We start from the raw sequence: 19,024 nt of genomic DNA, 5'->3' as shown, positions 1-19,024 counted from the left end.
TAAAAAATTTTTAACGCGGTTAGCGTCAGATTTACGCCTTCAAATTGAGCAAGTATTAAGTCAAATTGGTATCATAGCATGTATGGATTTTTCGCACCTGAGTCATTACTGACGACGGGTCTTGATTTTATTTCCTCAAGTTTATGTAAAATGTCTTTGAGCTGTTGCTGAACTGGCTCTGTATTTGAGTTTGTTAGGGTATTTGCTAACAATGTCGTGACGGCTTCGAGCGCTTTTGCACTACTGTCATCAAGGTGATTATCGACTTGGATCTGCGGTTGTGCCACCGCCTCTAAGCGATCTGACAAGTGTGAAAATAACGTATTTTGCTGCTGACTCTGTTGACCCAATGCGTGTTGTATTTGTGCTTGAGTGTTAAGCAAGTCATTGAGTTTATCCAGATTAGCGAGTAGCTGCTGGCCATTTGCGGTTTGTTGGATAGTATTTTGTAACCCCGTCATTTCCTGAATAACTTGTTGCTGTGAAGCTATCAATTGTGTTAGCGGGGCGGCATAAGGCTGCTGTGATAAGGTCTCTCGTAGCTCAGTTAATTGGGTGGAGAACTCTTGTTCGTCAAGCACTTGAGCCAATTGCTGCAGCAGCGCACTGTAATCAAAGCTAAGCTGTTCTTTATCGAGTTTAGCGGCGATTTGGGCAAGGGATTTATTAACAAAGCTTAGTTGTTCAACGGCCAATTGTGCAGGGCTTCCTTCATCACCACTACGGTTTAGGCGCGCGTATTCTGCTTTAATTTCACACCAGCGAGCTGCTGCTTCATCCGTTAATGTGCCGCGCAATTGGRCCAGTTTTAGTAGATTTTCTTCACTGCCTTTGCTCAGTGTTTGTGCCTCACCGCGGTAGTGATCTTGAATTAGGTTTTCAAGCTCACTGTCATTCATCGCAGCAACCACCTTTTCAGCCATTTTATTCATATTACGGTAGCTGCCTTGTAACTTAAACGGCGGCTCTGTGCGGTAGTTATCATCTTGCGCAGCAGAGGCAATATACTGTGCATTTACTTTTAAAATAGTGTCGCGAATGGTGAGTAGCTTTTTCAGTACGCTGACAATTTCATTTACTTGTGCTTGAGAGTAATTAAACTCCAATTCATTAATAGAAAGATCTTCACCTTGAGCAATGCGAACCAGTTTATATAAGTCTTCCATGCCACGATTAGCAAGAGGTGCGAGCACGGCGTTGGAAGTGAGCGTATTTTCAATAAAGCTCATCGCAAACTCTTGTTCACAGCCACTTAGGGTATCACCAAGATTATAAATATCGGCACGGTTGGCTAGCATATCAGGGACTTTAAATGACTCACCAGATTCGGTATAAGGGTTTCCAGCCATTACCACGGCAAACTTCTTGCCTCTGAGATCATAGGTTTTACTGCGACCGTTCCACACACCGTCTATGCGTCTTGAGCCGTCACATAAAGAAATGAACTTTTGTAAAAACTCTGGGTTGGTATGCTGAATATCGTCAAGGTATAGCATCACGTTATTGCCCATCTCAAAGCTTTGATTGATCTTTTCAATTTCTTTTGCAGCAGTGGCGTTGATGGCTTGCGCGGGATCTAAGGATACTTGGTCATGACCAATTGATGGACAGTTTACCTTAACGAAAGTGAGTCCTAGGCGATTCGCTACATATTCTATTAGTGTGGTTTTACCATAGCCCGGTGGTGAAATAAGGAGTAGCATGCCCATTAAATCGGTGCGTTTATTATTACCTGCCGCTCCGATTTGTTTTGCTAAGTTATCGCCAATAATAGGGAAGTAGACTTTGTCAATTAGCTGATTTCGCACAAAAGAGCTCAGAGGCCTGGGTTTAAACTCATCTAGCTGCAAGCGCTGCTTTTGTGCCTCAAGCACTTGTGCTTTTAGTTGTTGGTACTGTTTGTAAGCGGGAACATGAATACTAAGATACTCATTGCTTCGGGCAAAAAAGTCGGCGTAATCTAGGTGTAGCACTTGGTTCTCGATCCGTGGGTGTTGACCCATTAAACCTGAGATCTCGGTTTTTATTTCGGCTTCTTTGACTTGGTAGGTGAGGCTAAAATGCTTAGAGAGCAAAATGCTGTTTGCTGCTTCGAGTAATATCTCTGTGCTTGCATTTTGCTTATTGCCATAGGCGCGCAGCCAGCTGCTTAGTAGACGGCATTTGTCTGCAAGTTTAGTTAAATGCGCCAGTGAGTCCTCAAGTTGTTGCCACACCCCTTTGGCTTTTGCCATTGAGATAAACTGCTCGCTTACCTGTTTAGCCGTCGCTGCCAGATCAAATTGTCTCGGTTTGTGTTGCTTAGCAAGGGCTTTAATGAGGTAAGCTGCACTTAATTCGCCTGAAAAGCGGCTTAACTCTTCTACATAGCCCGATAAGTTCTGTTGGCAAAATACAGTGATATGTTTACTTAGTGTGTTGCTCAACTGCTGGCTAAAACCATGATCATCTAACTTCGCTGCCATTAACTCAGCTTGTGTCGCTTGAAACGTCAATTTAGTGAGCTCAGTTTGGCTTAGTTGTGTATAAAATAACTGTGCTGCAACCCGACAACTGGCTGGATAGATGAGTAACCCCAGCTGTTGCTTTTGTTGTAGTAAGTTCTCTAAAATCAGACTGGCATCATGATCGTGAATGCCTTTTTCATAGCCTTCTTGGTATCTTGGCTCGGCAAACTTTTGTACGATGGCAAGCAAACTTCCATTATCAGCAGCAAGCTCAAGTGTAGCTTGAGTAAAATCATTCTCTTCTTGTTCAGCAGCAGCCAAAACCTGTGCTGCTAAGTACTCCCCACGATAGAAATGGCGATTCTCTGATATCAGATTTTGTTGCCAGTAGGCACTTGCATCATTAAGTAATTGGTTGCTTTTTGAATCTGGAATAACATCAAAATACTCAGTACCTGTGAGGTGTAACATGAGCTGTTCGTCACGTGGTAGCAAAGTCAAATCAAGCATTTGTTTGTTAACACTGAATGCGTGCTTTCCTACTTTTACCGTGTTGCCACCATCGGTATAGATATCTTGCTTGTCTCGCAAAGCTCGGATCGCTTGATCTTTACAGGCTTTTAGTTTGGCCTGAATATCATCTGCTTTCACTTCATCACTGAGATCTTTTAGCTCTTGGGTTAAATCGCGAAGCTTGCCAATCATAGGATCAGACGCAAAATAGCTATTAATGTCATCTAAAGTTTTAAAGCTTTGTGTGCGCCTTGTTACCCCTTGTAAAATACGTTCGGCAGCGTTTGCTAAGCTCAGTGCGCGGCGCTGTCTGTCGTCAATGAGCTGCTGTTTATGTGCCTCAAAGCTTTCATAAACGTCATCACGTTTAGCCAAAATCTCCGTTAAAAATTCATCATATTGACTAAACTGGGACTCTAATTCTTCTAGCTGAATAAGCAAGCGAGATAACTGTTCATCACACTGCTCTGGGGTTTTAGCTGCGCTAAGACCACTGGTAATACTTTGACTAAAGAGCTTAAAGCGAGCTGCAAATTCCGCTTTAGCCTCAACGCTGCCGACACTTTTTTTCTGAATTTCTAATGCTGCTTTGGTGCGATTTACTTGGCCATAAATAGTGCTGACATCTTCCAAAATTTTAGTGCGAACACGGCTATCTTCAATGTCGAGATCCAGCATGGTGTGGTTGAGCAAATCAAGCTCAGCGCTCAAAGTTTCTAAGTTCGATAGAAAGCCATTTAGTTCTGTGACACTTTCAGTGTGTGCTCTGGCTTCTTCTAAACCCTCAAGTTGGGCGTAGTAGGGCGCTAATGCACTGTCTTGTTGCAAAAACTCGGCAGTTTTGTGGCTTAGACTTAGGGTGTGTTCATCAATTTGCTGCTGCATTGCAAAGAGCGCTTCAAGGTTGATGTATTTCACCTCTTCAAGGCTAATTACTTTTCCTTTTAAACGCTTAAGTGACTCTAAACTTTGTACAAACTGTTCTGCTTTTTTAAAGCTGTCTGGGCGTACTTCCCGTAATACGTCTTGCAAGGACTGTTGTATTTCAGCTTCTGCGCGTTTGGCATCTGCTTCTATTTGACTTACTTTTTCAAATTCATCAAGTACTTGTTCTGAAGTTTCAAAAATATCATGCAGCTTTGCTGTTACGTCTTTAAAATCGGGCTCTGCAAGCCAGTGGTAGCGGTCTAAAATACTGCGGGTAAGGGCTATCAAATCTTCATAATGAAATACCGTTGGGCTTTGGTCGTTGATTGCTTTAAAAACGCTGTATAAATCGGAGACCGCCCGTACTAAATCAGGGTTCCCAATCCGGCCAAATAACCCTGTGGCTCGAGGCGCTTTGGCGGCAAACTCACTGCTATAAAAAGGGCTTTGCCAGATCTGAATAGGGTGAACGCGTTCAGGCTCAGGCTCCGCTTTAAAGGTCAGTGCCAAACCGTCGTCATAAATACCATAGCCATGACAATAAATAGGGTTTTGCAGATTTTTCTCAATAATATTATAAGAGAAGAGTGCATAGCGCCCATCGTTTGGTTCGTAAAAAATATAGAGTACGTCTTCACCATTGGGGGATTTGAGCTGACGATGAAAAATTAACTCATCTAGTTGGTCGTCAAAATAGCGAGTTTGCCCAGATTGCAGGTAATATCCCCCAGGAAAAATAATACCTTGATTCTCTGGTAGCTGCACACAGGCACCACCTAGTGCATCTTGGCGCAGTATCTGCTGGGTACGACAGTTATAAATAAAGTAACGCCACTGTTTTTCACGATAGGGGAGCAACTTGAGCAGTACCATTTCGCCAACTTCGGCAAAGCGTAAATCGCAATCTGTAAGCGATTGGCTGGCGTCATCTACATCTTCTTGGTAAATACCTTCACCACTTTGGGTGTTATTTTCAATTTTAACGGTGAGTTTGCCGCGAGAGACTTCTATAAAGACTTTATCGTTTACATTAATATGTGGATGGCGGCCTTCGACATGGTCGGAGCGGTCGGTTTTTTGCCACTCAAAGTCAAAGTTTTCTACCTCGCCTAAGTCACGCTCTCCGCGGTTATCAATGTAATCTAAGGTCTCGTCTTTGGCGATCTGCCAGCGAAATACACGTACATCAGAGAGTTTTTCACCAATCTGAAATAGCGCAAAGAGCTTGTTTGATTTGACAAAGAGGTGTTGTAGTCGAGTGTCTTTGTAATAGGTGTATAGTTCATCAAAGTCACGTAAAAAACGCGGATCGGTAAGAAACTTAGTTTCTTGGGGGTAAGGCTCTATCTCGTAATGGTCATCTTGCAGGTGTAGTTTTTGTACTGTGAATACGTCACTCACTTGGGTGTTTTGTTTGAGCCCCATAAACACATTGTAGGCGAAGATAAGTTTATCGCCTATGAGCACGATGTCTCGTGGCACGCAGTTATGCTCAGTACGAACTCTTGCTCGACCTTGTACTTTAAGTTCTGTACTACCAAAGGTATCAACACGTTGTTGGTTAAGTTGGTCTATTTGGCTTTTTAGATCGTTACCAAAGTTGCCAAGTCGGCGCTTTATGAGTTGATAAGAATCTTGCTCGAGCGTTCGCTCTGGCGCTTGTTGCGTTGCTTCCGTCATTCTTTGCTTTCCTATGTGCACTGCGCAAATGGGGAAGGAGCCAAGATTTTGGCCCCTTTGCTTGATTACTCTACAGGTTCGTTTTGTTTACTGGCATTTAATGAACCACCAAGTAACTTGAGTAACTGCTGTTTATCCACATCTGAGCTGCTGCTCAGTTGTTGGAAAAACTTACTCATGTTGATGTTCTTTAGTGTTTCAGAAGACGCATTGGCACCTGCTAGCACCCCTTTTAGGTCATCCATTAGGTTGCGCTCACCATTTAAGTGATCTTTGAATACAGTTTGCACAGTCTTGCTTTCCCCAACTAAGCCATCGATAGACTTACCTACGGTAATCGCATTCATGAACTGGTTAAAGAACTGACCGTCGCCACCCATAAAGTTAATATCAGCACCGCTTAGTGCTTTGCCTAACACATCAGCTTGGCTTGCTGAAACTTGTTTATTTGCCTCGATATTCGCCAGTGTAAGTTCTTTTTGCTGATTTAGTTGCAGTGTGAAGGCTTCGTATTCACGAGCATCGTTATCCATCTTGTTAAGCGCTTCAAGCTTTTCTGTAAGACCTTTTGCCTCAGCTGACATTCTGCGTTCAAGGTTGATGGCTTCCGCCTCACCTTGTTTTTCAATGGCGTCAGCCATGGCTGTCTGCACTTCGGCTTCTGCCATACCAATGTCACGCTTGCCTTGTGCTTCAGCTTCAAGTCTTTGTCTTAGTACTTGTGCTTCTGTTTCACCTTGCAGTGCATTAGCGGTTGCTTTCGCTTTGATAATATCGGCTTCAGCAAGCCCAGATGCTGCTGCTTCAACTTGCGAAGCTTCTGCCAATATCTTCTTCGACTCAGCTGTCTGATTTGCAATACGTAGCTCTGCTGAAGCCATTTTTTCCATTTCACGGGCTTTAAATTCAGCGGCTTGCTCTTTGGCCTTTGCCGCTTCAATATCTTTCACTAGCGCTTCTTCGGCCTCTGCTTGCGCAAGAATAATTTTGGCTTGCTTTTGACGCTCAGCATCAGCAATACACTGTACATCTTTGATACGCTCTTGCTCTTCTGCGACGGTCTTCTCGACAGCAACGCGTTCACGCTGAACGTCAGCAATTTCTTTTTGCTCAACCTCAAGAGCTTTGGCTTTTTGAATACGTAAAATTTCGGTTTCGCGCTCGCGTTCGATGATTTCAATTTCTCGTGAGCGTGCCACTTTCTCTTCTTCAATGGCAAGCAAGCGAAGACGGTTTTGCTCTGCTACGTCGATTTCACGTTGTTTGTTATGCTCAGCAATCGCGATTGCTTCATCGGCTTTTAAACGAGCCTCTTCGGCTTTTAAGCGTTCTTCATGTTTCACGCGCTCCGCTTCAGCAGCTTCTCTTGCACGCACCGATTCAATTTCACGACGTTGTTTTGCGCTTGCATCTTCTCTTTGACGCTCAACTTCTGCGGCTTTTTCGAATGCAGCTTGGTTTTGATTGTCGATCTGCGCTTTCTCATCACATTTAAGCTGATTGGTTTCAACGTTTTGCCTAGAGGTTYTTTCGGTAATACGACGAATACCTTCAGCGTCGAGGATGTTATTTGGATCTAGTTTATCAATAGAAGTTTGCTCAAGGTAATCAATCGCGACATCTTCTAATGTATAGCCCGATAAATCCTGGCCAATCACCTCTTTAATTGCATCACGGAATTCATTACGGTGAGTAAACAACTCCTCAAAGTTCATACGTTTACCTACTGTTTTCAAGGCTTCTGAGAATTTGGCCTCAAACAGTGCTTGCAAGGTTTCTGGTGCTGATGCGCGAGCGCAACCAACTTGCTTTGCAACACGTAGAATGTCTTCTTTATTTTCGTTGACGCGGATATAAAAGGTAATGGCAATATCGGCACGGATATTGTCTTTACAGATGAGGCCGCTGTTATCACGGCGCTCTAATACCATGYGATTAGTTGAAATATCCATCACTTCCATTTTGTGGATCACGGGTAATACAACACCGCCTGTGGTAGTAACATCAGGCTCATTTTTCATTTTGTTGATGATTAATGCCTGACCTTGCTCAACCTTACGGTAGAATTTACCTATTAAAAGCAAAATGGCGAATATGATTACAATGGCTATTCCCGCGATTGCGAGTACCGGTCCGAGGTTATTTAGAAATTCCATGCTTGTTCCTGCTTTGCGCTATATAGTTTGAACCAGAAGTAGTGGCTCGTGTTTTAATTCCGTTGTTTTGTATGTTTCACCCATTGCATTGATAGTTATGTTCCTGCTGCAAATAGATAGGTGACTAAGTACGCTCTGTGTAAAGCTGTTGGCTAGATAAGAAGGCTGTTGAGTCCGATTTAACAAGCACTTTATTTTTACTTCAGATACGAGTTAATTGTGTGTTCTACTCTGTCACTAATTGAGCAGAGTAAGGGTGCAATTACCAAGGTTTAGCTACAACCGTGTAGCTATGGGTCGTGATGTCATGGTCAATAAGTAACGCACTGTCTCCTATGGTGAAGGTATTGTCTTCGTCTGAACGGATCTCAATCAGTTGTTCAGTACCCTGAATATATACTCTGGCTTGACCAAAGGTGCTACTTACGCGTGACGTGGCGATGGTACACTCAAGTCCAACCAGCGCATGTTTTGAAGTGGTTTCTTGGCTTTCAAAAAAGCGTCGTAAAGGCCTTACCAACAGCGCGGTAAGTGGTAAAGCTACGATAAGGCTGGCGAGCATGAATACTGTACCTATCAAATAATAGGAAATACCATTACCGAGCAAATAAGCAAAAAGCTGCTGAGTATATAAACTGATAATCCAGCCAAGCGATATAATAATGCTCAGTGAGATACTCAGTGGCACTCCACCAAATGCGAGTTGCCAATACGAGCTACTTGAAGCAGTGTTCGCTTCAATATCAACATCACTCTCTAAAATATCGAGATCTACCAAGCCCAGCAGAGCTATTATCCAAAATAAGATGACGATCAATAGTAAGGTTGAAAAAATGATCGTAGGAAAAGTAAATGCTGTATTTAAAAATTCCATTTGCGCTCCTTAACTCCTCGTATTTACTTTGTGCTCAGCAAATAATTAGAAAAGGCTGCGTGTTCATGGGTTTTTGCTTTCACGACTTGACAGCGCATTGCATTATAGCTGAACGAGGGATAATCGATATGCTGTGTTGCTGATAATACTCAATAGATAATTGGTATAAAACAAGCTGTCCCTCTTGTAAGGTGAGAAATAGTCACCCTGTGTATCTAAAGTTGCCACAATGAGACATATTATGTCAACTAAATATTTGCTGTTGTTTTAACCCATTTGTTTAGCTGTGTGCAATAAGCTGAGGCGGGGAAATCGCGCCAGTTGTGATACCAGCGCGGCGGAGTATTATACGTTATCAAATAGTGTCTTTACTTTATCTAGGGTCACGTCTATTTCTGATATTTTAGCTGGTGCAATAAAAATAGTATCGTCACCGGCTATGGTACCTAGTACACCATCTGCGGTGCCAAGAGAGTCCAATAATCGCGCGATTAGCTGGGCAGCTCCTGGGCTGGTGCGAATAATGATCATCATTTCATTGTGCATAATGTCTACGACTAGTTGGCGTAGTGGGCTTTTTGCCGTGGGCACGCTCATCTCAGCTGGTAAACAATAAACCATTTCCTGCTTTGCATTACGGGTTCTTACAGCGCCAAACTTGCTAAGCATACGGGAGACTTTACTTTGACTAACATTGTCAAACCCTTGTTGTTTGAGCGCATCAACAATTTCACCTTGAGAGCCAAAGTTTTCTTCTTTTAGAATCGCTTTAAATGCTTTGATAAGTGCTTCTTGTTTTTCTTGCGGCTGCATAGTTTGTCTTCTTTTACGGCTAATTTTTAAATTCTACACAAAACCGTAAGGATCCCCAAATTTGCGCGACCAAAATAGCTGTCGTAAAGCATTGGCGCACAAAGTGTCGCGATCTTTACACTTTTACTTAAGACATTAGTCAAAAAATCTTGAAAATAGCCGTGATATATTTGTGTTTACCTGCGCTTTTCATTATCTTTACTGCACACTCAATTCCACCTTCAAATTATGGAGAATTCACATGAAAGTTGCTGTATTAGGTGCCGCTGGCGGTATCGGTCAAGCTCTATCTTTATTGCTTAAAAATGGTCTACCAGCTGGCTCTGAGTTAGCGCTTTATGACGTTGCACCTGTTGTACCTGGTGTTGCAGTTGACTTATCTCACATCCCAACTGCGGTAACTGTTGCAGGTTATGGTAAAGATGACCTAGACCCAGCACTAGCTGGTGCTGACGTAGTGCTTATCCCTGCTGGTATGCCGCGTAAGCCGGGTATGGACCGTGCTGATCTATTCAATGTAAATGCTGGTATCATCAAAACGCTTGCTGAAGGTATTGTTAAAAACTGCCCTAAAGCACTTGTCGGTATCATTACAAACCCAGTAAATGGCACGGTACCAATCGTTGCTGAAGTATTCAAAAAAGCAGGAACTTATGATCCAGCTCGTGTATTCGGTGTAACAACGCTTGACGTTATCCGCGCTGAAACTTTTATCGCAGAGCTAAAAGGTCTAGATGTTTCTGAAGTTAAGATCCCAGTAATTGGTGGTCACTCAGGTACTACAATTCTGCCTCTTCTTTCTCAAGTTGAAGGTGTTGAGTTTACTGACGAAGAAGTTGCTTCACTTACTACTCGCATTCAAAACGCAGGTACTGAAGTGGTTGAAGCAAAAGCTGGTGGCGGCTCAGCGACATTGTCTATGGGTGCAGCAGCAGCACGTTTCTGTTTCTCGCTAGTGAAAGGCCTGCAAGGTGAAGAAGTGTTAGAATACGCCTATGTTGAAGGTAACACAGGCGATGCTACATTCTTTGCTCAGCCAGTTATCCTTGGCAAAAACGGTGTAGAGAAGTTACTTCCTTACGGTGAGCTAAGTGCGTTTGAGCAAAAAGCAAAAGACGACATGCTAGCGACACTTGAAAAAGACATCAAAGAAGGTGTTGATTTCATGGCGTAAGCCAGACTGATACAAAAAACCAGTCGCTTTTACAGTGACTGGTTTTTTTATGCCTGAGGTTTACCCTCACACTGTTGGGTTTAGTGAAGAATACGAGCTCTTAGCGTACCTTCTACTGCGCTCAGCTCTTTCAACGCAACTTCTGAATGATCGCTATCGACATCTATGACAACATAACCGATCGACTCGTCTGTTTGCAGATACTGCGCGGCGATGTTGATACCATGCTGAGCAAATGCTTGGTTAATTTGAGTCAGCACACCAGGGCGGTTGACATGCACATGCAGTAAACGGCTTCTGTTCGATAGCTCAGGTAATGATACTTCAGGGAAGTTCACGGCGGTGACTGTTGAGCCATTATCAGAGTATTTTGTGAGCTTGCCAGCTACTTCTACACCGATATTTTCTTGTGCTTCTTGGGTTGAGCCACCAACATGTGGGGTCAGTAGTACATTGTCAAATTCACGCAGTGGTGAGACAAACTCTTCGTTGTTCGACTTAGGCTCTACTGGAAAGACATCTATTGCCGCGCCGGATAGCTTTTTACCCGCTAATGCCTCTGCTAAGGCGTCAATATCAACAACAGTACCACGAGAAGCGTTGATCAGAATTGCACCTTGTTTCATGACTTCGATTTCAGCCATACCGATGAGGTTTTTCGTTTGTGGCGTTTCTGGTACATGTAAACTAACCACATCAGCACGTTGTAATAATTGCGTCAGAGTTGGGAGCTGGGTTGCATTTCCTAGGGTAAGTTTATCCTCAATATCGTAGAACTCGACATTCATGCCGATATTTTCAGCCATAATGCCAAGCTGAGTACCGATATGGCCATAACCAATAATACCCAGTGTTTTTCCGCGAGCTTCGAAGGAGCCATCGGCCGACTTATCCCATTCACCACGGTGTGCTTTGGCATTGCGCTCAGGAATACGGCGAAGTAATAACAAGATTTCACCCAAAACCAGCTCTGCAACCGAGCGAGTATTAGAAAATGGCGCATTGAATACAGCGATACCGCGCTGTTTTGCAGCATTTAAGTCAACTTGGTTGGTACCGATACAAAAGCACCCAATCGCGACTAGCTTTTCAGCTTGCGCTAACACGGTTTCTGTTAAGTGTGTACGAGAGCGGATCCCGACAAAGTGGGCGTCTTTGATCCGCTCGATAAGCTCAGGCTCCGGTAAGGATGTTTTGACATAGTCTATATTGCTGTAGCCGTTACGCTTTAGTGTTTCTACCGCACTTTGGTGCACACCTTCTAACAACAAAATTCGAATTTTATCCTTTGATAACGAAACCTTGCTCATCTGTAATCTCACTAGTTGATTTTAGGCCCTTCTTCGGTGCCTGTTATAACAACGTCAGCGCCACGTGAGGCAAATAAGCCATTGGTGACAACGCCAACAATCTGGTTAATTTTTTCTTCAAGCGCTTTTGCTGCGCTAATTTCTAGGCCGTGTACATCTAAAATAACGTTGCCGTTATCTGTAGTGACACCTTGGCGGTACACAGGGTCGCCGCCAAGCTTAAGTAATTCTCTCGCTACATAACTGCGTGCCATCGGGATCACTTCAACTGGCAACGGAAAAGCGCCCAAAGTGTCGACATGTTTGGTGTTATCAACAATACAAACAAACTTTTTAGCGACGGCAGCGACAATTTTTTCACGTGTGAGTGCCGCACCACCGCCTTTTATCATCTCGTTTTGACTGTTAATCTCATCTGCGCCATCGACATATACTGCAAGTTCTGACACATCGTTTAGCTCAAAGACTTCAATGCCAAGTGCTTTTAGTTTTTCCGTTGATGCTTCAGAACTGGAAACCGCCCCCTTGATATTGTCTTTGATGCTTCCTAACGCATCAATAAAGTGATTAACGGTGGAACCTGTTCCAACCCCAACAATCGTATTTTCTTCTACGTAGTTTAAGGCTGCCCACGCTGCGGCTTTTTTCATTTCATCTTGAGTCATAACGCTACACTTAGTTGTTATTGAAGTTGCACAGAGTATAACTCAATCAAAGTGGTAGCGTCATGGTCAAAAGCAGCGCTAATCGCGCTTAACTTGTTGCACTCTATTATTGTTCCGGCCAGGTATATAAGCGGGTTGGTGTAAGAATAGTTGGCAGTGGTATATCCCAAGCTTCGGTCGGTAAGCTTAAAACGCGCTGACAGTCATGAGCCAGCCCCATCAAGGTTGGCTTATCTCGCTGCTCAGCATAATGTAACGCCAATGTTCTATCATAATATCCACCACCCATACCTAAGCGGTTTCCATGCTCATCAAAAGCGACTAACGGCATCAATAGTAAATCTAACGATGCAAGAGGCGCCACAGCTGAGCAATCTAGCTTAGGCTCCAAGATAGCATAGCGATTTGTCTTCATGGGTGAGTTTTTTTCATACTTCTGAAAGAGTAAGTTAGTGTGGTTAAATGGGTGTATTATAGGTAGGTAAACTTGATGTTTTTTAGACCAAAGTGATTGAATTAAAAGGGATGTATCTAGTTCACCATCATTTTGTAAATAGACACCTATACTGGCGTTTTTTGGTAAGTTTACATGTTGAAAAAAATTAATATTTAATTGTGTGGCTGCAACAGATTGCTCTATTGAAGATAGCGAGTTTCTACGTTTTCTAATGGTTTTTCTCAACTCACCCCTAGTAAGTTGAGAATTATTAATGTTGTTATTAGATTTACTCATTCTATTGCAAGCAATTCAGGGAAAAATAAGCTGATACCAAGCAAAATAAATAAAATAATCAGCACCGCGAGTAGATAATAAAGCCAAGTTTTTGATTTCGCTGGTGGTGCAGGCTCGTACTCGAGCTCGTCGAACAGATCAGTAGACTCCCAGTCATCTTCTTCTTTATCTGTGGCTTCATGTTGTTGAGTAGGAGCGAGACGCTGCTCTATGTCTTCTAAGCGCTCTTCAATTCTGATTAGGCTACTTGTAATGTAGTCAAGCGCTTCAAAAACTCTCTCCTGATCTGGATTTGATACGGCAGCAGAGGAATGAGCGTGCAGCTTGGCAGTGATCCCGACACTGGCTAATAGTTTGATCTGTTTGAGTGCTTTGGTCTTATCACTGGGGGCAAATAAAGCTTTTCCAGCATAAAACTGCTGAATTTTCGATGGCGAGGTTTTTAACCTTTCAGCGAGGGTCGCCGCAGCACTTTGCTGATCTTTACCGTCGGCCATGCCAACGAAGACGACTTTAAACTGCTCGTTCATGGTGCGTGCCTAAGTTGTAAATAGATAGTATTAAGTATATCTAGATTATAGGTAACTGTAGAAAGATAAAAGGAAATTTTTATTATTAGGGCCTGTTGATCTTTCAAGTTTGTTTTTGTAGCAGTTTGATAGGTATTTATACAAGGCAGAGCCTAAAATAGTGGCCACATTTGCAGCCACTACTTAATGAAGATTAGTAAAGTGCTGACTGTCCCACTTTTGGTATGGTGTTATGAATGAAGCGGCGGAGATCTTCATTGGATGCTTCTAAGTCTTCGTGACGTAGGTACATCATATGTCCAGAGCGGTAACCTTTGAAGGTTAACCTGTCTCGCATCTTCCCGCTAGGATCTAGTTGCCACATATTATATTTAGCATCAAAGTAATTAGTCGCACCATCGTAGTAGCCAGACTGAGTAAGTACATGGAGGTAAGGGTTTTGTGCCATGGCTAATCTGAGCTGCTCACCGACATTATTATCGCTATTATCCCAAGGATGAACCGCACCAAACATATTGTACTTTACATCTGTTTTATAATTGAGTTCAGTCGCAAAATAGTGATTAATTGCCGGTGTAAATGAGTGCAGCCAAGATGTAAGCTCAGGCCAATAGTCAGGGCGGGATCCTGCATCTCTTTTATCAATACCGAGATAGCGAGAGTCTAGTCTACCTATAGTGCGACCGCGGTCGCGTAATAGCTCTTTCCAAAATGCAGCAGTAGGAATGTCGAGATTATTTTGAGCAACGAAACGCTCATTTAAGCCGCTATATTTAGCAACAGTTTTGATAACACTTTGTTTTTCCTGTTCGCTGATAAATGCTCCTTTGGCGAGTGCTGGGAGGTATTTGTCGATAGTATATGCTTCTACTTCTGCTAGCACCTCAGGTAGGTCTTTACTTTGAAGCTCGGTTGGCAGGGCCTTATGATACCACGCAGCAGCTGCGTAATAGGGTAAACGGTTAGCAACTTTTACTGGACCTTGACGCTTGATCCCAATATCGGTTGGAGATACCAGAATAACGCCGTTTAAATATAACCACTGCTTGTTTTGCATAGCGTGTGCGAGTCCTGCAACACGCGTGGTACCATAGCTTTCACCAATTAAATACTTAGGTGACAACATGCGCTCATTACGATGAATGAAGGTATTTAGCCACTCCGCTAAATATTTTATATCGGCGTTGATTCCAAAAAACATTTTTGTTTGTTCTGGTTTACTTGGGTATTTACCTTCAGCATTTTTAAGAACCCGGGAATAGCCAGTATTGACTGGATTGACATATACAATGTCTGCGACATCTAAAACAGAATACGGATTGTCTTTTAAACCGTACGGTTGTTGCGGATAACCTTCGTCATCTATTTTTAATACTCTTGGTCCAGTATAAGCGATGTGCATCCATACAGACGCAGAGCCCGGACCACCGTTGAAGGAAATTAATAGTGGGCGTTCGCTTACTTCTTTTATATTTTTACGCTGGTAGTAGGTGTAATGTAGCGTGGCGATTGCTTCACCTTTTTCATTCCACACCGGCTGCGTCCCCGTTGTTGCCGTATAGTTTATACGCTTGCCTTTAATTTCAACGCGGTGTTCTGTTGTGATTTTATGATCTATCTCAATGGTGCGGTTGTGTTGTTCAGCTATGCTAGGCAATGAAAACAAAGCACAACTTAAAAACACAAATGACAGTATTTTGTTCATGGCTTCCTCAATAAAACGGTAAGGTATTGCGGCATTAAAAAAGTATTTTAGGTGAAATTCAAAGTCATTGAGACAAACAGAGTAAAAAAACAGCTAGTTTGAAGATAACTGTTCTCAACTCATTTATTATTATGTAACAAATTTGTCTGCTGCTGGTTTTTTTTAGTCCTAGATTCGCGTATATTTAATACTTAATTATGTAGTAATAAAGTATTTAGCCTCGTTAAATTCTTGTTTCACTGCGCTTCTCGTTGTACTTAAGAGATCTCAATCCATGCAAAGAATTCTAATTGTTGAAGACAGTAAGGTCGTACAGCAGGTATTACGACACCTTGCCGCTCAATATCTTGATGTCGCAATTGATTTTGCTTGGTCACTCAAGGAAAGTAAGGCCTTTTTGAGCCAGCATGAATATACATTGGCGCTGGTAGATTTAACGCTGCCCGATGCGATGGACGCAGAAGTTGTGCAGCTCACGCTCAGTCATCAGATCCCAACGGTGGTGTTAACATCGAAAATTGATGAATATAGCCGCCAGCAAATGCTTGAGATGGGGGTAGTGGATTATGTCATCAAAGACAACCGCGATTCTTATCTATACGCAGTCAAGCTTGCATCTCGCCTGTTAAGAAACCAAGGGTGCAAAGCACTAATCGCCGATGATTCAGTGATTAGTCGTGTAGTTATGAAGCAGATGTTAGAAAAGCAGCTTTTTACTGTACTAGAAGCACAAGATGGTGCGGAAGCATTGGAAATGCTGCTCGGAGATCACGATATTAAGTTACTGCTTACTGACTTTGCGATGCCAACAATGGACGGCTTTGAGTTGGTAAAGTCGGTGCGAAATAGTCGCGGTCGAGATGAACTTGCCATTATTGGTTTATCTGGGGCAGGCAGTCATGGGCTGTCGGCAAAGTTTATCAAATACGGTGCAAATGACTTTTTGGCGAAACCATTTATGAGTGAGGAGTTCCATTGTCGAATTATGCAAACAATGGAGCAGCTTAATTTGATTGCGGAAATCAAAGAGTATGCGCACAGAGACTATCTGACCGGGTTGTACAATCGCCGATACTTTTGCCAACACGCTGAGCGCCTAATAAAAAATAAACCCAACCAGCATATTCTTGCTTTACTCGACCTCGATCACTTTAAGTCGATTAATGACCAATATGGCCATGAAAGTGGCGATGAAGTACTTAAACAGGTCGCTGACTTATTACGCAGTGCTTTTGGGCATTACATAGTCGCTCGCATTGGCGGTGAAGAGTTTGCGCTATTGATCCCAAGCTCAGATCTTAATCGAGCAAAGCAAATGTTAGAAGATTTCCGAGAGCGTTTAGCTAAACAAGCGTTTACGATTGTGCAGGGGAAATATCGATGCACTATCAGTATTGGTATGGCGGCGTGTCAATCAAATACGCTGAGTGAGGTGATGCGTAAAGCCGATAAAGCGCTATATCAAGCTAAAGATAAGCAGCGAAATTGTGTTATTGCGCATTAATATTGCTTTAGTATAGGGTTTTGCACCAACCCAGTTCAGACTTAATAACAATGCACCTAGATGGTGCATTTTTTATGCGTAAAAAGTGCGGTTCAGTATTAATTCATTGTTAATTAAGGAATAAAAAATTTGGCATAAAGGTTGGATTACAGCATGTAACAGGATCAACTGTCCTAAGGGGACTTAGTATGAAAATGATAAGTGCAATAATAAAACCATTTAAACTCGACGAAGTGCGCGAAGCGTTGGCCGACTTGGGGATTGAAGGGATGACGGTTGTTGATGTCAAAGGCTTTGGACGTCAACGTGGTCACACCGAGTTATATCGTGGTGCTGAGTATCAGGTCGATTTTATACCGAAAATAAAAATAGAAATTGCGACCTTAGCTGAAAATGCAGAACGTGTAGTAGAGACAGTAACAAAGGCAGCTTTCACTGGCAAAATTGGTGATGGAAAAATCTTTGTATATGACTTAGACCAAATCGTTCGGATCCGTACCGGCGAACTTGATGAAGAAGCGATTTAAGGGGATCCTAACGATGGAAAATACAATCATAGAACTCAAATTCTCATTAAATACTTTTTATTTTTTGATTTCGGGTGTGCTGGTGATGTGGATGGCAGCAGGTTTTGCCATGCTAGAAGCTGGACTTGTTCGTTCCAAAAACACCACTGAGATACTTACCAAAAACGTCGCGCTTTACGCGATAGCTTGTACTATGTATCTGCTTATTGGTTATAACATTATGTATGTTGATAACGCTGAGGGTGGTGTCCTACCAAGTATTGGCGCGCTAATCGGAAGCGCCGCTGCTGATGCGGATCATGCGTTGCAGTCTGACTTTTTCTTTCAAGTTGTCTTTGTGGCTACTGCGATGTCTATTGTTTCTGGTGCGGTAGCTGAGCGAATGAAATTGTGGGCATTTTTAGCGTTTTGTGTTGTGCTTACCGGTTTTATTTATCCTCTTGAAGGGTATTGGACTTGGGGCGGAGGATTTTTATCTGAGCTTGGGTTTGTGGATTTTGCAGGCTCTGCGATTGTGCATGGCGCTGGTGCCGCTGCTGCCTTAGCCGGAGTATTATTACTCGGTGCACGCAAAGGCAAGTATGGTAAAAATGGCGAGATTTATCCTATTCCTGGCTCAAATATGCCACTAGCCACACTTGGTACGTTTATTTTGTGGATGGGGTGGTTTGGCTTTAATGGCGGCTCACAATTATTTTTGGCAGATAAGGAAAATGCCATCGCAGTAAGTCAAATTATGCTCAATACCAATGCCGCAGCCGCTGCGGGTGCGGTGGCGGCTTTATTAGTATGTAAAATGATGTGGGGTAAAGCAGATTTAACAATGGTGCTAAACGGTGCATTAGCTGGCTTAGTAACGATTACCGCAGAGCCTGCTTCACCTACACCGATACTGGCTCTTATCCTTGGTGCGCTTGGTGGAGCACTTGTGGTATTTAGTATTATTGCGCTAGATAAGGCTAAAATTGATGACCCAGTTGGGGCAATTTCAGTGCACGGTGTTTGTGGTGCATTAGGAGTGATGATGGTGCCATTTTCAAACTCAGACGCCACATTTCAAGGTCAAGCGGTTGGGCTTGTGACGATTCTTGGCTTTGTGTTTATCACATCCTACATTGTGTGGAGTGTACTTAAGGCAAGTATGGGGATCCGAGTTGGCGAAGAAGAAGAGCTGAGCGGAATGGATCAACATGACTGCGGCGTAGATGCCTACCCAGAGTTCGTGACAGTTCGCGGACAGTAATACTTATTGGCTCTAGGTCAATATGTGAGGAGTGGTTTATTTTATGTTTACAATGGTTTGCTTGATATAAGACAAAGTCAGTGAACAGATAAGCCGCTCTTAGAGTTCTCGTTGTCTAAATAAAGTGAGTCCAGTGGGCTCACTTTTCTTATTCACCATGATTGTGCTTTCAGCAGTTGTTAATTTAGGTTACTCTACTATCTTGCAATTCACTTTTCAGTTT

The 19,024-nt window shown here is 42.9% G+C and carries 13 protein-coding genes; 4 read left to right on the top strand and 9 right to left on the bottom strand.

Translation table 11 applies throughout. The annotated features are described in order from the left end of the window. Window positions 1–71: 71 nt before the first annotated feature. From EAG18_RS03265 to argR, 4 genes are all read right to left on the bottom strand, one after another. On the bottom strand, window positions 72–5,567 hold the full coding sequence (locus tag EAG18_RS03265; protein WP_125250970.1) for a DNA repair ATPase: 5,496 nt from the start codon (window positions 5,565–5,567) through the stop codon (window positions 72–74). Window positions 5,568–5,632: 65 nt separating this feature from the next. Continuing rightward, window positions 5,633–7,723, bottom strand: a complete 2,091-nt coding sequence (locus EAG18_RS03260) for an SPFH domain-containing protein (protein ID WP_125250969.1) — start codon at window positions 7,721–7,723, stop codon at window positions 5,633–5,635. A 262-nt stretch (window positions 7,724–7,985) separates the two neighbouring features. After that, entirely contained in the window at window positions 7,986–8,597 is a 612-nt protein-coding gene (locus tag EAG18_RS03255) for an OB-fold-containig protein (protein ID WP_125250968.1), read from the bottom strand. A gap of 345 nt (window positions 8,598–8,942) precedes the next feature. Beyond that, the gene (argR, locus tag EAG18_RS03250) at window positions 8,943–9,410 is read right to left on the bottom strand and encodes a transcriptional regulator ArgR (RefSeq protein WP_125250967.1); all 468 of its coding nucleotides are present in this window, start codon (window positions 9,408–9,410) and stop codon (window positions 8,943–8,945) included. Window positions 9,411–9,651: 241 nt separating this feature from the next. Here argR and mdh point away from each other — a divergent pair, with 241 nt between their 5' ends. Further along, window positions 9,652–10,584, top strand: coding sequence for a malate dehydrogenase (gene mdh / locus EAG18_RS03245; protein WP_125250966.1), 933 nt, complete (start codon window positions 9,652–9,654; stop codon window positions 10,582–10,584). A gap of 80 nt (window positions 10,585–10,664) precedes the next feature. On the opposite strand, the gene serA is transcribed toward mdh, so the two are convergent. The 5 genes from serA to EAG18_RS03220 form a co-directional block, all read right to left on the bottom strand. After that, the gene (gene serA, locus EAG18_RS03240) at window positions 10,665–11,894 is read right to left on the bottom strand and encodes a phosphoglycerate dehydrogenase (RefSeq protein ID WP_125250965.1); all 1,230 of its coding nucleotides are present in this window, start codon (window positions 11,892–11,894) and stop codon (window positions 10,665–10,667) included. An 11-nt stretch (window positions 11,895–11,905) separates the two neighbouring features. Next, entirely contained in the window at window positions 11,906–12,559 is a 654-nt protein-coding gene (rpiA, locus tag EAG18_RS03235) for a ribose-5-phosphate isomerase RpiA (RefSeq protein WP_125250964.1), read from the bottom strand. 106 nt (window positions 12,560–12,665) lie between these two features. Next, the gene (locus EAG18_RS03230; protein ID WP_125250963.1) at window positions 12,666–13,292 is read right to left on the bottom strand and encodes a 5-formyltetrahydrofolate cyclo-ligase; all 627 of its coding nucleotides are present in this window, start codon (window positions 13,290–13,292) and stop codon (window positions 12,666–12,668) included. Beyond that, window positions 13,289–13,822 carry a hypothetical protein gene (locus EAG18_RS03225; RefSeq protein ID WP_125250962.1) on the bottom strand — a complete coding sequence of 178 codons (534 nt, stop codon included), beginning with the start codon at window positions 13,820–13,822 and terminating at the stop codon, window positions 13,289–13,291. Before EAG18_RS03225 ends, EAG18_RS03230 begins: the two co-directional genes overlap by 4 nt. Window positions 13,823–14,015: 193 nt before the next feature. Beyond that, a complete protein-coding gene (locus EAG18_RS03220; RefSeq protein ID WP_125250961.1) occupies window positions 14,016–15,527 on the bottom strand; it encodes a carboxypeptidase in 1,512 nt (503 codons plus the stop codon). Window positions 15,528–15,801: 274 nt separating this feature from the next. Here EAG18_RS03220 and EAG18_RS03215 point away from each other — a divergent pair, with 274 nt between their 5' ends. The 3 genes from EAG18_RS03215 to EAG18_RS03205 all read left to right on the top strand — a co-directional run bounded on the left by EAG18_RS03215 (window position 15,802) and on the right by EAG18_RS03205 (window position 18,801). Then, window positions 15,802–17,031 carry a diguanylate cyclase gene (locus EAG18_RS03215; RefSeq protein ID WP_125250960.1) on the top strand — a complete coding sequence of 410 codons (1,230 nt, stop codon included), beginning with the start codon at window positions 15,802–15,804 and terminating at the stop codon, window positions 17,029–17,031. A gap of 188 nt (window positions 17,032–17,219) precedes the next feature. Beyond that, window positions 17,220–17,558 (top strand): P-II family nitrogen regulator, encoded by a 339-nt coding sequence (locus tag EAG18_RS03210; RefSeq protein WP_125250959.1) that lies wholly within the window; start codon window positions 17,220–17,222, stop codon window positions 17,556–17,558. 13 nt (window positions 17,559–17,571) lie between these two features. Continuing rightward, window positions 17,572–18,801, top strand: a complete 1,230-nt coding sequence (locus EAG18_RS03205; protein ID WP_125250958.1) for an ammonium transporter — start codon at window positions 17,572–17,574, stop codon at window positions 18,799–18,801. Window positions 18,802–19,024 lie beyond the last annotated feature (223 nt).

Source organism: Pseudoalteromonas sp. J010 (genome assembly GCF_003934235.1).
In the GTDB taxonomy this organism is placed as follows: domain Bacteria; phylum Pseudomonadota; class Gammaproteobacteria; order Enterobacterales; family Alteromonadaceae; genus Pseudoalteromonas; species Pseudoalteromonas peptidolytica.
This window is presented reverse-complemented; position numbering and strand designations above follow the sequence as displayed.

Coding starts and splice junctions, on each gene's coding strand:
- mdh (WP_125250966.1), top strand. CDS start 9,652: ATGAAAGTTGCTGTATTAGGTGCCGCTGGCGGTATCGGTCAAGCTCTA.
- EAG18_RS03255 (WP_125250968.1), bottom strand. CDS start 8,597: ATGGAATTTTTAAATACAGCATTTACTTTTCCTACGATCATTTTTTCA.
- EAG18_RS03210 (WP_125250959.1), top strand. CDS start 17,220: ATGAAAATGATAAGTGCAATAATAAAACCATTTAAACTCGACGAAGTG.
- EAG18_RS03215 (WP_125250960.1), top strand. CDS start 15,802: ATGCAAAGAATTCTAATTGTTGAAGACAGTAAGGTCGTACAGCAGGTA.
- EAG18_RS03205 (WP_125250958.1), top strand. CDS start 17,572: ATGGAAAATACAATCATAGAACTCAAATTCTCATTAAATACTTTTTAT.
- EAG18_RS03225 (WP_125250962.1), bottom strand. CDS start 13,822: ATGAACGAGCAGTTTAAAGTCGTCTTCGTTGGCATGGCCGACGGTAAA.
- argR (WP_125250967.1), bottom strand. CDS start 9,410: ATGCAGCCGCAAGAAAAACAAGAAGCACTTATCAAAGCATTTAAAGCG.
- rpiA (WP_125250964.1), bottom strand. CDS start 12,559: ATGACTCAAGATGAAATGAAAAAAGCCGCAGCGTGGGCAGCCTTAAAC.
- serA (WP_125250965.1), bottom strand. CDS start 11,894: ATGAGCAAGGTTTCGTTATCAAAGGATAAAATTCGAATTTTGTTGTTA.
- EAG18_RS03220 (WP_125250961.1), bottom strand. CDS start 15,527: ATGAACAAAATACTGTCATTTGTGTTTTTAAGTTGTGCTTTGTTTTCA.
- EAG18_RS03230 (WP_125250963.1), bottom strand. CDS start 13,292: ATGAGTAAATCTAATAACAACATTAATAATTCTCAACTTACTAGGGGT.